The sequence below is a fragment of the Bacillus mycoides genome, from assembly GCF_001757995.1.
GTDB classification, from domain to species: Bacteria; Bacillota; Bacilli; order Bacillales; family Bacillaceae_G; genus Bacillus_A; species Bacillus_A mycoides_B.
On record NZ_LXLV01000020.1, the window covers coordinates 36,709 to 50,244 of the forward strand.

The 13,536-nt window shown below is 35.9% G+C and carries 14 protein-coding genes, 2 riboswitches and 1 other annotated feature (1 of these 17 only partly in view); of the genes, 12 read left to right on the forward strand and 2 right to left on the reverse strand.

The window, feature by feature from the left end; translation table 11 throughout:
- Nucleotides 1-89: 89 nt before the first annotated feature.
- Nucleotides 90-1,061 carry an NAD(P)-dependent oxidoreductase gene (locus tag BWGOE10_RS06975; RefSeq protein WP_070141461.1) on the forward strand — a complete coding sequence of 324 codons (972 nt, stop codon included), beginning with the start codon at nt 90-92 and terminating at the stop codon, nt 1,059-1,061.
- Nucleotides 1,062-1,174: 113 nt separating this feature from the next.
- Here BWGOE10_RS06975 and pssA read toward each other — a convergent pair whose 3' ends face one another.
- Nucleotides 1,175-1,876 carry a CDP-diacylglycerol--serine O-phosphatidyltransferase gene (gene pssA, locus BWGOE10_RS06980; protein WP_002158661.1) on the reverse strand — a complete coding sequence of 234 codons (702 nt, stop codon included), beginning with the start codon at nt 1,874-1,876 and terminating at the stop codon, nt 1,175-1,177.
- A 165-nt stretch (nt 1,877-2,041) separates the two neighbouring features.
- Nucleotides 2,042-3,928 carry an LTA synthase family protein gene (locus BWGOE10_RS06985; protein WP_070141462.1) on the reverse strand — a complete coding sequence of 629 codons (1,887 nt, stop codon included), beginning with the start codon at nt 3,926-3,928 and terminating at the stop codon, nt 2,042-2,044.
- A gap of 261 nt (nt 3,929-4,189) precedes the next feature.
- Between BWGOE10_RS06985 and BWGOE10_RS06990 the strand changes: the two genes are divergently transcribed.
- The 11 genes from BWGOE10_RS06990 to BWGOE10_RS07040 all read left to right on the forward strand — a co-directional run bounded on the left by BWGOE10_RS06990 (nt 4,190) and on the right by BWGOE10_RS07040 (nt 13,423).
- Nucleotides 4,190-4,588, forward strand: a complete 399-nt coding sequence (locus BWGOE10_RS06990; protein WP_002158658.1) for a DUF3888 domain-containing protein — start codon at nt 4,190-4,192, stop codon at nt 4,586-4,588.
- Nucleotides 4,589-4,677: 89 nt separating this feature from the next.
- Nucleotides 4,678-4,859: riboswitch (Lysine riboswitch) on the forward strand.
- A 180-nt stretch (nt 4,860-5,039) separates the two neighbouring features.
- Complete coding sequence (gene lysA / locus BWGOE10_RS06995) at nt 5,040-6,356, forward strand: diaminopimelate decarboxylase (RefSeq protein WP_070141463.1); 1,317 nt, start codon at nt 5,040-5,042, stop codon at nt 6,354-6,356.
- Between the two features lie 117 nt (nt 6,357-6,473).
- A riboswitch (SAM riboswitch) is annotated at nt 6,474-6,582 on the forward strand.
- A gap of 72 nt (nt 6,583-6,654) precedes the next feature.
- Nucleotides 6,655-6,798, forward strand: a complete 144-nt coding sequence (locus BWGOE10_RS07000; protein WP_002149491.1) for a YezD family protein — start codon at nt 6,655-6,657, stop codon at nt 6,796-6,798.
- A gap of 85 nt (nt 6,799-6,883) precedes the next feature.
- Entirely contained in the window at nt 6,884-7,588 is a 705-nt protein-coding gene (locus BWGOE10_RS07005) for a phosphoadenylyl-sulfate reductase (protein ID WP_070141464.1), read from the forward strand.
- A 39-nt stretch (nt 7,589-7,627) separates the two neighbouring features.
- Nucleotides 7,628-8,764: a sulfate adenylyltransferase gene (gene sat / locus BWGOE10_RS07010; protein ID WP_070141465.1), complete on the forward strand. Its 1,137-nt coding sequence runs from the start codon at nt 7,628-7,630 to the stop codon at nt 8,762-8,764.
- 12 nt (nt 8,765-8,776) lie between these two features.
- Nucleotides 8,777-9,370: an adenylyl-sulfate kinase gene (gene cysC, locus BWGOE10_RS07015; protein WP_070141466.1), complete on the forward strand. Its 594-nt coding sequence runs from the start codon at nt 8,777-8,779 to the stop codon at nt 9,368-9,370.
- An 11-nt stretch (nt 9,371-9,381) separates the two neighbouring features.
- On the forward strand, nt 9,382-11,004 hold the full coding sequence (locus tag BWGOE10_RS07020) for a nitrite/sulfite reductase (protein WP_070141467.1): 1,623 nt from the start codon (nt 9,382-9,384) through the stop codon (nt 11,002-11,004).
- A 10-nt stretch (nt 11,005-11,014) separates the two neighbouring features.
- The gene (locus tag BWGOE10_RS07025; protein WP_070141468.1) at nt 11,015-11,215 is read left to right on the forward strand and encodes a DUF3906 family protein; all 201 of its coding nucleotides are present in this window, start codon (nt 11,015-11,017) and stop codon (nt 11,213-11,215) included.
- 85 nt (nt 11,216-11,300) lie between these two features.
- Nucleotides 11,301-12,077: a uroporphyrinogen-III C-methyltransferase gene (gene cobA / locus BWGOE10_RS07030; RefSeq protein ID WP_070141469.1), complete on the forward strand. Its 777-nt coding sequence runs from the start codon at nt 11,301-11,303 to the stop codon at nt 12,075-12,077.
- Between the two features lies 1 nt (nt 12,078).
- A complete protein-coding gene (locus BWGOE10_RS07035) occupies nt 12,079-12,831 on the forward strand; it encodes a sirohydrochlorin chelatase (RefSeq protein WP_070141470.1) in 753 nt (250 codons plus the stop codon).
- Nucleotides 12,806-13,423 carry an NAD(P)-binding protein gene (locus BWGOE10_RS07040; RefSeq protein WP_070141471.1) on the forward strand — a complete coding sequence of 206 codons (618 nt, stop codon included), beginning with the start codon at nt 12,806-12,808 and terminating at the stop codon, nt 13,421-13,423. Before BWGOE10_RS07035 ends, BWGOE10_RS07040 begins: the two co-directional genes overlap by 26 nt.
- 61 nt (nt 13,424-13,484) lie before the next feature.
- Nucleotides 13,485-13,536: a binding site (T-box leader), on the forward strand; it runs 196 nt beyond the window's last position.

Consider the following 13,536-nt stretch of genomic DNA (forward strand, 5'->3'; position numbering starts at 1 on the left):
ACTATAATCAAATTCCTTGGTTTTTATATGTGGATTTCTTACAATGAAATATAAGAGATATCTTATTTTGTATAGAAGAGGTGTTAGTAGTGGCGAAAATATTAGTTGCAGGAAAAATCCCAGAAATTGGATTAGAACTATTAAAGGATCATGATGTAGAAATGTACGATAAAGAAGAGTTAATTTCTTTAGATGAATTAACAGAGCGTGTGAAAGATAAAGATGCATTGTTAAGCTTACTTTCTACAAAGGTGACGAAAGAAGTTATTGATGCGGCACCTCATTTAAAGATTGTTGCAAACTACGGTGCTGGTTACGACAATATTGATTTCACGTATGCAGGAGAAAAAGGAATTGCAGTATCGAATACACCAAAAGTATCAACTGAAGCGACAGCAGAATTAACATTTGCACTTCTTTTAGCAGCGGCACGTAGAATTCCTGAAGGGGATACGTTATGTCGTACAACTGGATTTAACGGATGGGCACCATTATTTTTCTTGGGCCGCGAAGTACACGGTAAGACAATTGGAATTATTGGCCTTGGAGAAATTGGGAAGGCAGTTGCAAAGCGTGCGAAAGCATTTGGAATGGATATTTTATATACAGGTCCAAATCGTAAGCCTGAATCTGAAAATGAACTGGGAGCAACATATGTAACATTGGAAGAATTATTACAAACAGCCGACTTTATTACAATTAACTGTGCTTATTATCCGAAATTACATCATATGATCGATGAAGAACAGTTTGAAATGATGAAGAAAACAGCATATATTGTAAATGCTTCACGTGGACCAATTATGAATGAAGCGGCACTCGCTCATGCATTAAAAACGAATGAAATTGAAGGAGCTGCTCTTGACGTATTTGAATTTGAACCAAAAATTACAGAAGAGCTAAAAGGGTTGAAGAATGTTGTGCTTGCTCCTCACGTAGGAAATGCAACATTCGAAACGCGTGATGCAATGGCTGAAATGGCAGTTAGAAATATTCTAGCTGTATTAAATGGTGAAGAACCTGTAACACCTGTAAATCAAAAAGTATTAGCTGCAAAATAAAGTGAAACTTTAATCAGTGGAGGGGCATCCTCTACTGATTAGTAGCCCTCGCCAACCGGGCTACGCGTAAATAGCGAGATAAAAAGAAACCTTCCAATTTCGGAAGGTTTCTTTTATTTTTCTTTATTTGCTTTTTTAGAAGGTCTTTGTCTAAGGAATTGAGATAGCATATACAAAATATATAGTGGAATGGCAATGAATAAGAAAACAGAAAAATTACCAAAACCTGTTTGGTACATTGTGATAATACTTCCAACTAAAAATAGTGTAATAATTATGCTATATCGTGGAATTGGTACATCTTTTAAACTTGGGATACGAATGCGGCTCACCATTAAAAATGCGAACGTTACAAATACTGTAATAAGAACGATTTTTGGAATGGTATTTGAAAATAATGTTAGGAAAGCGACAAGCCCTCCTGCTGCAGTAATCGGAACTCCAGTGAAATATTTCATAGAAGTAGAAGATGGTGTTACATTAAATCGTGCTAAGCGATATGCTCCGAACAGTGGGAATAATCCCGCTATGTATAGTCCAATGATTCCGTAGTTGGAAAAAGATGTGTAATACATTAAAACAGCAGGTGCTGCGCCAAATGTTACAACATCTGCGAGTGAATCAAGCTCTTTTCCCATTTGTGAATCAACGCGTAATAAACGAGCAACACGACCATCAAGACTATCTAACATCATCCCGATAAGTACTAAAATAGCAGCTGATTTATAATATCCTAAAGATGCATAGCCGATTGACAAGAATCCGCTATATAAATTTCCGAGCGTAAATAAGTTTGGAATAGCTGCTCTATACAAAATCTGATCCCTTGCTTTCTGTTATAAATTCTTAATTAGTGTACGAAAGTTTACTTATTTTATCATACCATAAATTTCTTTCTCATACGAAAGAAATTCCCAATTTGTGAAAGATTTGAAGTGTAAGTAAAAAAGAAGCAACTTTTCGCAAAGTTGCTTCCTGCATTATTCAAATTTCGTTATCATCGTTCCAGTTTTATATCGATTGTTAGGATCGAATCGTAATAAATCTCCATAAATCAGTTTGTCGGAGAGTTTTAAATCTGTTTTTGCTTTTTCAATATACGGCTGACATAGCGCTACATCTGCCTCTTCACCGGAGCTTTTTTTGTAGCACATATTTTTGGTGTACACATAATCCTCTGTTACAAAACTACCATCGCGCATTACCATAAGAGGATCTTTTTCTTTTATAAATAAGTCAGTTCCAAATTCAACTGATTGATTTGTTTTAATACCAAGTAAATGAAGTAGCGTTGGTTTAATATCAATTTGTCCTGATACTTTAGAAATGACTTTTCCTTCTTGACCTGGCACATGAATAATGAGAGGTACGCGTTGTAATTGCATAGAATCAAATGGTGTAATAGCGTCTTTCCCAAGGAACTGAGCCATAGCTGCATTATGGTTTTCAGAAATACCATAATGATCACCATAAATGACAATAACGGAATTATCGTATAATCCTTCTTCTTTCAATTGGTTAATGAATAATTTGAGAGCTTCATCTGTGTAGCGGACCGTTGGGAAATAGCGGTTTAGAACACCGCTTTCCGAATTAAACTCATCAACATATTGATCTTCTGGACTTAAGAGAAACGGAAAATGATTTGTTAAAGTAATAAATTTCGTATAGAACGGTTGCGGTAAAGATTTTAACTTTGGAATAGATTGTTCAAAGAACTCTTTATCTTTTAATCCCCAACCGACAGACATTTGTTCAGTGCCTACGTAATCATTTAAATTAAAATAACGATCATATCCAAGTGCAGGATACATTACATCACGATTCCAAAATGTTTTATCGTTTGAATGGAAGACAGCGGAAGAATATCCGTATTTCTTTAACTGTTCTGGTGTGGCAGTATATTCATTTGTTGCATGAGTAAAGAATACAGAACCACGGTCTAACGGATAAAGTGAGTTTTCAACGATAAATTCAGCATCGGAAGTTTTACCTTGTCCTGTTTGATGATAGAAGTTATCAAAGTAAAAACTATCTTTTATAAATTGATTTAAAAATGGAGTAATCTCTTTTCCATTTATTTTTTTATTAATAACAAAACTTTGTGTAGACTCCATTGAAATTAAAATTACATTTTTACCTTTTGCAGCTCCAAATAAGTTTTTATCAACTTGCTTATCTTTTGCGTCAGTATAATTTTTAATTTCGGAGAATCCATCGCCACTTGCAAATACACGTTCAGCCGAAGATTTAGATTGAAGTGTAATATCAAATAGATGATATGTGTATAAACCTAAATTTTTCACGACAGTTTGACGATCAAATGAGCGTGAGAACATTTGTGGTTTATAAATAACTGAAACAGTAATTTGCAGTGCCAATAGCACTGTTACACCACTAAAGAAAGTCCGCTTCTCAGAACGAGAAAGTGGCGTCCTGTCACAAAATGATGGGAATTTACGTGAAATAAACATTAAAATAATTGCATCTGCAAATAAAAGTAATGTCTTGTACGTAAAGAGCTCTTTAATACTCGTTCCTAAGTCAGCCATATTATTTGTTTGGAATAAAACAGGAAAAGTAACAAAATCGTTATAGAACCCGTAAAACATTGCATTTCCAAATAAAATAAATGACAGTATAAAACTAATTCCAATAATAATTCGGTTTCGGTACTTAGATGCAAGTAAAGCTAAACCGAAAAATAAAAGTAATGAAGCTAGTGGATTAATAAAAAGCATAAATTCTTCAAATAAATTATCAATTTTAATATCAAATGCTAGCTTGTACACAATATATGTTTTAATCCATAATAAAACGACTGCAACGAGTGCAAATCGTAATTTTGGAAACAGACGTTGTAGCATAATATACTCCTCTCTTAAAAGCATGACAGTTCCTGTGAGTTTGTTTGAAAATCGTCTCACTATATATATACGAACAGTCCTTTATTATTATGATTATTATACTATGAGTATCATTATACGAAAATAAAGGAGAGTTGTGGGCTTTTTTTGCAACAATTGAGTAGAAAAAGCGAAGTGGGAGACAATAAAATGGAATTTCTATGTATGATTATTATCATTCGTTAAACATGGAAAGTATTGCGTAATGATACGGAGGTTATGATGCGGAAATTATTATATTTTATAGTATGCATTAGTTTTATGCTTTTTGTTTCACCGAGTGTATCAGTAGCACAATATGATGCACCGCTCATGGAAGATGCTCTTTATTCTGTGTTATTTCCAAAAATGAATGAAGCGATTGAGAAACAATATGGAAAATTAAAACCGTTTGATTGTCCTAAAATTATTAGTCTAAAAAAACTTTATAGCGGTACATATTTATTTCAAGCAGTAATTGAAATAACGAAATATGAATCAGGAATAGGTGGAAAAGTACTTCCGCCGTTTGAGAAGATAAGTATGACATTTAACAATGAAGAAGGAGAATGGACTGTTACAAAAATTTCTATAAAGCGCTTACCAAATGATACGAAATTAAACTGTAAAAAAACAATATAAAAAATTGTTTGACAAATAAAATGGTCCTTTGGTATTGTTAATAGCAACAATTAGATGTTTGAAAATTAAATAGACTTACCTCATCTACTCTCAAAGGTAGAGGCCGCGATAGGAAAGAGTAAGCTATGGGAGATTTAGTGGAATCTGTGATCATAGGTTGAAAGGGACTATTGCCGAAATATAAGAATGACCACGTTATTCATATATTGGGACTGCATTGAATAAATGTAGTACTGTCATAAGAATTATTTTATGGAGAGCTATTTGGAGATGTTGATGCGGTTTCTTATTTTGAGAAGATAACAACTTGTTTATTTTTTCAATATATATTTTTCCTAATAAGAAACGCGTGTGAACATTGTTCCGCGCGTTTTTTGTCTATCTAAAAGCGTGCTGCAATGAATAGAAGATTGGGGTTATGAGTTTTAGAGGAAATAAGGGAGGAATTTAAATGTATTTACACGGCACAAGCCGAATCAATGGGCAAGGACACTTAGAAATTGGAGGGTGCGATACGACGCAGCTAGCAAAACAATACGGAACACCACTTTATGTATACGATGAAGAGTCAATTCGAGGGAAATGTCGTGCATTTCATCGTGCTTTTAAAGAGAGTGGTTTCTCTTATCAAGTAGCATATGCAAGCAAGGCGTTCTTGTGCATGGAGATGTGCCGAGTAGCTCGTGAAGAGAATATGTCTTTAGATGTTGTTTCTGGAGGAGAATTATATACTGCGCTCCAAGCTGGTTTTCCGGCATCGCGTATTCATTTTCACGGAAATAATAAAACAGAAGAAGAAATGATTATGGCTCTTCAGGCGAATATCGGTTGTTTTGTAGTAGATAATTTCTTAGAATTAGAAATCTTACATGACTTAGCAATGCAACATGGGAAATTTGTGAACATATTAATCCGTGTAACGCCTGGAGTAGAGGCGCATACACACGAATATATAACAACAGGGCAAGAAGATTCGAAATTTGGATTTGGTGTTTCAAATGGTCAAGCGATGCAAGCAATTGAGCTTGCCTTGCAAAAATCAAATTATAATGTGCTAGGAATTCACTCGCACATCGGATCACAAATATTTGAAACGGCTGGATTTGTTCGAGCAATTGAAGTACTCCGCCAATTTTTAGAAGAAGTGAGAGAGCAAACACATTATGTGATGAAAGTATTAAATGTAGGCGGAGGTTTCGGTATACGTTATACGGAGTCAGATACACCGTTAACACTTGAAACGTATGTGCACGCTGTAACAAGTACGATAAGAGAACAATTTACATTATGTGAATATCCGCTTCCAGAAATATGGATTGAACCAGGTCGTAGTATCGTAGGTGATGCTGGAACAACACTTTATACAGTCGGATCGGTGAAAGAGATTCCTGGTATTCGGAAATATGTTTCAGTCGATGGTGGGATGACAGATAATTTAAGACCAGCTCTATATGGAGCCCGTTATGAGGCGATGTTGGCGAATCGAGGGAATGATGAAAATGAAGAACTCGTTTCGATTGCTGGAAAATGCTGTGAAAGTGGAGATATGCTTATTTGGGATATTAATCTCCCAAAAATTGCTTCTTCTGATTTACTAGCGATTTCTTGTACGGGTGCGTATGGTTACTCGATGGCTAATAATTATAATCGTATTCGTAGACCAGCTGTAGTCTTTGCAAAAGGCGGAACGTCACAAGTTGTCGTAGAACGTGAAACATATGAAAATATCATTGGGAACGATCGCATACGTATTAAAGAGCTGGTGTGAATGAGAAAGAAGGAGTTGTCTAGTAAAGGCAACTCCTTTTAAAAAAAGAAAAATAATTAAATATATCGGAAAACTAGGATTGAAAAAAATCAGAATTGTGATAAAATACAAATACAAAGCTTATCAAGAGAAGCTGAGGGAACTGGCCCTACGAAGCTCGGCAACCTGCTTATAGAAAGCAAGGTGCTAAATCCAGCAAAATGGAATCCATTTTGAAAGATAAGGTAAAATATATTACCGAACAGTCTTTTCGAAATGGGAAAGATTTTTTTTATGAATAAAAAGGGGGGCTGTTTGCGTGAGCGTACGGGAACATTTTGATGAAGTGTCCGAAAAAATTCAAACGATGCTTGCTGATATGAAATATGGTTCAATTACAATTGTTGTGCAAGATGGAAAAGTGATTCAATTAGAGAAAAGTGAAAAGGTCCGTTTAAAGTAAAAAGCGCTGACTAGAAAAACTAGAGGCGGTTTTAATCTATTTTATAGATTAAAACCGTCTTTTTGCTTTTACAGGGGGAAAAAACATGTTGACGTATGAAACGTGGGAAGAAAATGGTATTTCATTTTCAGAAGAAGATGAAACGAAAGGCGCGCTATCAGTATTAAGTTGGGCTTATAAAGAATATAAAGGTGAAATTGTATATGCATGTAGCTTTGGAGTGGAAGGGATGGTTTTATTGCATCTTATAAACCAAGTAAATCCATCTGCTAAAGTTGTATTTTTAGATACAAATGTTCACTTTCAAGAAACGTACGAATTAATTAAAAAGGTACGAGAGAGATTTCCTTCATTAAATATTATAGAAAAACAGCCAGCACTTACACTTGAAGAACAGGCGAAGCTTCATGGAGAAAAATTATGGGAAAGTAATCCGAACCTCTGTTGTAAAATTAGAAAAATTTTGCCGCTAGAAAAATCATTAGCAGCCGAAAAAGCGTGGATATCAGGCCTTAGAAGGGAACAATCAGAAACGCGTAAGCAGACAAAATTTGTGAATCAAGATCATCGTTTTCGGTCTATTAAAATTTGTCCGCTCATTCATTGGACTTGGAAAGAAGTTTGGCGATATGTATACAAACATAGTTTGCCGTATAATCCGCTGCATGATGTTGGCTATCCGAGTATTGGGTGTGAAAAATGTACATTGCCTGTAGGAGATGGTGGCGACTCAAGAGATGGAAGATGGGCTGGGAAAATGAAGACAGAATGCGGACTTCATTTTCAATAAGATAGATCTTGAAATAACTCTAAGAAGGGATATAAAAAGATGAGTACAACAAATAAATTAGTAAACCGTATTGATGAAACATATGACACATCGAACATTGTAAAAGAAATTGAGCTAGACAAAATTGCGCTTAGTGATTTAGAACTTCTCGCGATAGGGGGATATAGTCCACTTACAGGATTTTTAGGGAAGAGAGATTATGACTCAGTTGTAGAAACACTTCGCTTAGTAAACGGTAGTGTTTGGAGTATACCGATTGCATTACCAGTAACAGAAGAAGAAGCGGATAGATTGAAAATTGGAGAAGAAGTGAAACTGGTTAACGGTGGAATTGTGTATGGTGTTATTCAAATAGAAGATATTTTTGTACCGGATAAAGAAAAAGAAGCGCTACTTGTGTATAAAACGACGGATGAGGCTCATCCAGGTGTGAAAAAATTGTACGATCGACCGAATGTTTACGTTGGAGGAGCTATTATTCTAATACAACGCTCTGAAAATAATCAGTTTGCTTCTTATTATTTAGATCCGATCGAAACAAGAGAAGAATTTAAAAAACGGGGATGGAAAACAGTAGTTGGTTTCCAAACACGCAATCCTGTACATCGTGCACATGAATATATTCAAAAATCTGCACTTGAAATTGTAGATGGTCTCTTTTTAAACCCGCTCGTTGGGGAAACGAAATCAGATGATATTCCAGCTGATGTAAGGATGGAAAGTTATGAAGTATTACTGCAAAATTATTATCCGCCAAATCGCGTTTTTTTAGGGGTATTTCCCGCAGCGATGCGTTATGCAGGACCACGTGAAGCGATATTTCATGCGCTTGTAAGAAAAAATTTCGGCTGTACACACTTTATTGTAGGGCGGGATCACGCTGGAGTGGGAAATTATTACGGAACATATGAAGCGCAGGAAATCTTTACTGACTTTACGGTGGAAGAGTTAGGAATTACACCGCTATTTTTTGAACATAGTTTTTACTGCGTTAAATGTGAGGCGATGGCTTCGACAAAAACGTGCCCGCACGGGAAAGAGGACCATGTTATTTTGTCAGGTACGAAAGTAAGAGAAATGTTACGAAATGGAGAGATTCCACCAAGTACATTTAGCCGTAAAGAAGTAGTAGAAGTGTTAATTAAAGGTTTGAAGAAAGAAGTAGTAACAGAATAGGGAGAGAACGAGATGGATACGAATATTACTTGGCATACAGCGTCTGTTTCAAAGAGTGAGAGACGAGTTAAGAATGGTCATCATAGTTTTGTAATTTGGTTTACAGGCTTATCAGCTTCGGGTAAATCAACAGTAGCAAATGCGGTGGCTCGGAAACTATTTGAAAGCAATATCGGAAACTATGTATTAGATGGGGATAACATTCGTCACGGTTTAAATAAGGATTTAGGTTTTTCTGAAAGTGAACGTATGGAAAATATAAGGCGCATTGGTGAAGTGGCGAAGTTGTTTGTAGATGAAGGAACAGTTGTCCTTACAGCGTTTATTTCACCATATCGAGTAGATCGTAAACAAGTTAGAGACCTTTTGGCAGCAAATGAATTTATTGAAGTCTTTGTGAAGTGTCCGATTGAAGAATGTGAGAAACGTGATCCGAAAGGACTTTATAAAAAGGCAAGACAAGGTGATATTAAACAGTTTACGGGCATTGATTCACCGTATGAGGAACCAGAACGAGTTGAATTAATTGTAGAAACGCACAAGCATTCTATTGAAGAATGTGCAGAACAAATTGTGACGTACTTACAAGAGCGTAGTTTCATATAGGGGGATAAAAGATGAGTTATGAAAAAGTGTGGGCTAATAATGAAAAATTAAATCAAACAGAGAAAAAGAAATTAGAGAAAGACGGATTAGAAATCTTTAATGATATTCCTTACTATGCGGAGAATGGATTTGAATCTATTCCGAAAGAAGAGTGGGATGCCTTTAAATGGGCGGGATTGTATTTGCAACGACCGAAAGAAGCGGGCTATTTTATGATGCGTGTCAATATTCCTTCTGGGATTATTACAAATGCGCAGGCAGAGGTGCTAGCTTCTATCGCTGAAGATTATGGGCGTGATGTGTTAGATATTACGACAAGACAGGCGATTCAGTTTCATTGGTTAGAAATTGGGCAAATTCCGGATATTTTTAAAAGATTAGCGAGAGTTGGTTTATCTTCAGCAGGGGCATGTGGTGATATTACGCGTAATATTACAGGTAATCCACTTGCTGGAATTGATGCGAATGAACTATTTGATACAACATCGATTGTTAAAGAAATATACGATTACTTCCAACATAATGAAGAGTTTTCTAATCTACCACGTAAATTTAAAATGTCTATTAGTTCTAACATTTATAATTCAGCAAATGCAGAGATTAACTGTGTGGCATTTACACCTGCTACGAAAGAAATAGATGGTGAGAAAAAAGTTGGTTTTCATATAAAAGTAGGCGGAGGCTTATCAGCTCGTCCATACTTAGCAGAAGAATTAGATGTATTCGTTTTACCAGACGAAGTGAAGGCAGTATCGATTGCAATTGCTACTATATTCCGTGATTTTGGATATCGTGAAAAACGCCACTTAGCACGTTTGAAATTTCTTGTCGCTGACTGGGGCGCTGAGAAATTTAAAGAGAAACTAGTAGAATACACAGGCCCATTGCAAAGTAAAGGGGAAAGTGCTCTCAAAGGCTGGAATGCAGGATACTTTTATGGCGCCCAGGATCAAAAACAAGAGGGATTAAAATATGTCGGTTTTAATGTGCCGGTAGGACGTTTACATGCAGAGGAAATGTTTGAGATTGCAAGAATTGCAAAGAAATATGGAAACGGACAAATTCGTACTTGTAACTCACAAAACTTCATCGTTCCGAATGTTCCGCCAGAAAATGTTGCAGGATTATTAAGTGAACCGTTGTTTGAAGTAATTTCTGCAAATCCGAAATCATTTATTGGTCATGCGGTTTCATGTACTGGTATTGAGTATTGCAATCTTGCGTTAGTAGAAACGAAAGAAAGATTACACAAAATCGCAGAGTACTTAGATACACAAATTGCACTTGATGTTCCGATTCGAATTCATATGGTAGGATGCCCGAACTCCTGTGGTCAACGTCAAATTGCTGATATTGGTTTGCAAGGGATAAAACTGAAAACGAAGGAAAAGGGAATCGTTGAGGCGTTTGAAATATATGTGGGCGGAACGCTATTAGACGGAGGAGCATATAACGAAAAATTAAAAGGAAAAATAGATGGAGAAGACTTACCGGATGTTCTCGTGTCCTTTTTAAGTTATTTCCAAAAGAATAAATTACTAGCCGAAACGTTTTATGATTTCGTAGGACGTGTTGGAGTGGAAGAATTACAAATTGTACTAAATCATGTATTAGAAGAAGTAATAGCGTCTTAGGAGGGACAATATGGATTTATATCGATTTGAAGCTGTATTAGCGAATAGTGTTGTTCCAATAGTCGTTGTTGCTCAAAGTGAAGAACAAGCATTTAAGCTTGCGGAGATAGAACTTGAAAAATACTTTTTACCGCTACCAGAAGTGAAAGAACTCTCTTTATATGAAAAAAAGAAGATTCGAAAAGGCGCGGCATTTGTTATTCATGAGTAAGGAGTAGTGTAATACGAAATAATAGTAACTTCCATTCGTGATGAAGAGTGGAAGTTTCATTTTATAGTAGAAATGAGGAGAGATGATGGGGAAGGTTTATATCGTTGGGGCGGGTCCTGGTGATCCAGATTTAATTACTGTTAAAGGGTTGAAATGTATCGAAAAGTCGGACGTTATTTTGTATGACCGTCTTGTGAATAAAGAGTTACTTTCTTATGCAAAGCCAGAAGCAGATTTAATTTATTGTGGGAAACTTCCGAATTATCACACAATTAAGCAAGAGACAATTAACACATTTCTTATTAAATATGCGAAAAAAGGAAAAGTTGTAACGAGGCTTAAGGGCGGAGATCCATTTGTATTTGGAAGAGGTGGAGAAGAAGCTGAAGCGTTAGCGAAGCAAAGTATCCCATTTGAAATTATTCCTGGTATTTCAGCTGGTATAGCTGCTCCTGCTTATGCTGGAATTCCAGTAACGCATCGCGATGCAAGTGCAAGTTTTGCTGTTGTGACAGGGCACCGGAAAGAAGGGGCTAAAGAGGAAGTGAAGTGGGAAAGTTTAGCGAAAGGTGTAGATACATTAGCGGTCTATATGGGGGTTAGTAATTTACCTTACATATGTGAACAACTAATAAAACATGGAAAAGATCAAAGTACACCTGCCGCTATTATTGAGTGGGGAACGACATCTATGCAGCGTACTGTTACAGCGACGTTAGGAACAATTGTAGATGTTGCTAAAAAAGAACAAATTCAAAATCCGAGTATGATTGTTATTGGAGAAGTTGTCCGTTTTAGAGAAAAGATACACTGGTTTGAGAAACAAGCAGAAAATGCATATCCAGTAAGCGGAGTATTGTAAAATGAAGGCTGTCTTATATATATGTCATGGAAGTCGTTTGAAAGCAGCAAAAGAAGAAGCAGTTGCATTTATTACGTCATGTATGAACCGTGTAGAGGCAAATATTCAAGAAGTTTGTTTTTTAGAGTTATCGAGTCCTTCTATTGAAGAAGGATTTCGTACATGTGTGAAGCGTGGTGCTACAGAGATTGTCGCTATTCCTGTTTTTTTATTAGCGGCAGGACATGTAAAGAAAGATATTCCGCTTGAATTGCGAAAATTAAACGAGGAATATCCGAATATCAAAATAGTGTATGGTAATCCATTTGGTGTATCAGAAGTGCTTGTAAAAGCGGTATATAACGGAAGTGGCATTCAAGATTCTAAAGAAGAAGTAACACTTTTGCTCGTTGCAAGAGGGAGTAGTGATCCGGAAACTTTACAAGACATAAAGTGGATTTCTTCTTTATTTCAAAAAGAAGAGAACATTAAAGAGATGGAAGTTTGTTATTTAGCAGCTGCGGAGCCGAAGTTTGAGGAGAAGTTGAGGGAAGTTGTAGAACGAAAAGAAAAGAGCATTGTTGTACTACCTTATTTATTATTTACAGGCTTACTTATGAAACATGTTGAGAAAGAAGTGCGTCAGTATGAGTTGGAAGAGATAAAAATAAGTCCATATTTAGGGAAGAATGAAGCGTTTCAAGATATGTTAATTCAGAAAACAGAGGAAATATTGAAGGGAGAACAATATGTATCCACTTACAGTGCGAGTTGATAAGAAACGTGTGGTTGTCATTGGTGGAGGGAAAGTAGCAGGTTTTAAAATTGTTCCCTTGCTAAAACAAGGTGCGGATATAATTGTGATAAGTACAGAATTAGATGCGAATTTAGTAAAACTTGTAGAAAAAAAGCAAATTCGTTGGTATCAAAGGGAGTATGAGAAAAATGATATCGACGATGCTTTTTTAGTAGTTGCAGCGACTAGCGATTCGGCACTAAATGAACAAATTGCTGAAGATGCTTCGGTAAATCAATTGGTAAATGTTATTACGAATCCGGAAAGTGGAAATGTTCATTTTCCGGCGGCAATTCATCGTGGATTGCTTAATGTAGCTGTTTCTACTGGAGGGGCTAGTCCAAAACTTGCAAAAAAAATTCGTGATGATATTGCAAATAAATATGATGAGACGTATGAATCGTATCTTGATTTTTTATATGAAGTTAGAATAAAAGTGAAAGGATTACAAGTAGAGAAAAGGCAAAGAAATATATTGTTGCAAGAAGTATTAAAGTCGATATATGTTCAAAATGAACAAAAAAGAGAGCTTTTTTTACAAGAATTAGAAAGGGAAATTCATATAGGATAGTGAGTTAATTGTGCTTTACAAATATAAAAATATAATTTATAATCACAAGTAACTTCAATAAATGAAATCGATGAGCAAGAAGAGTACGTATATTTGAGGCGTTCAGAGAGCTG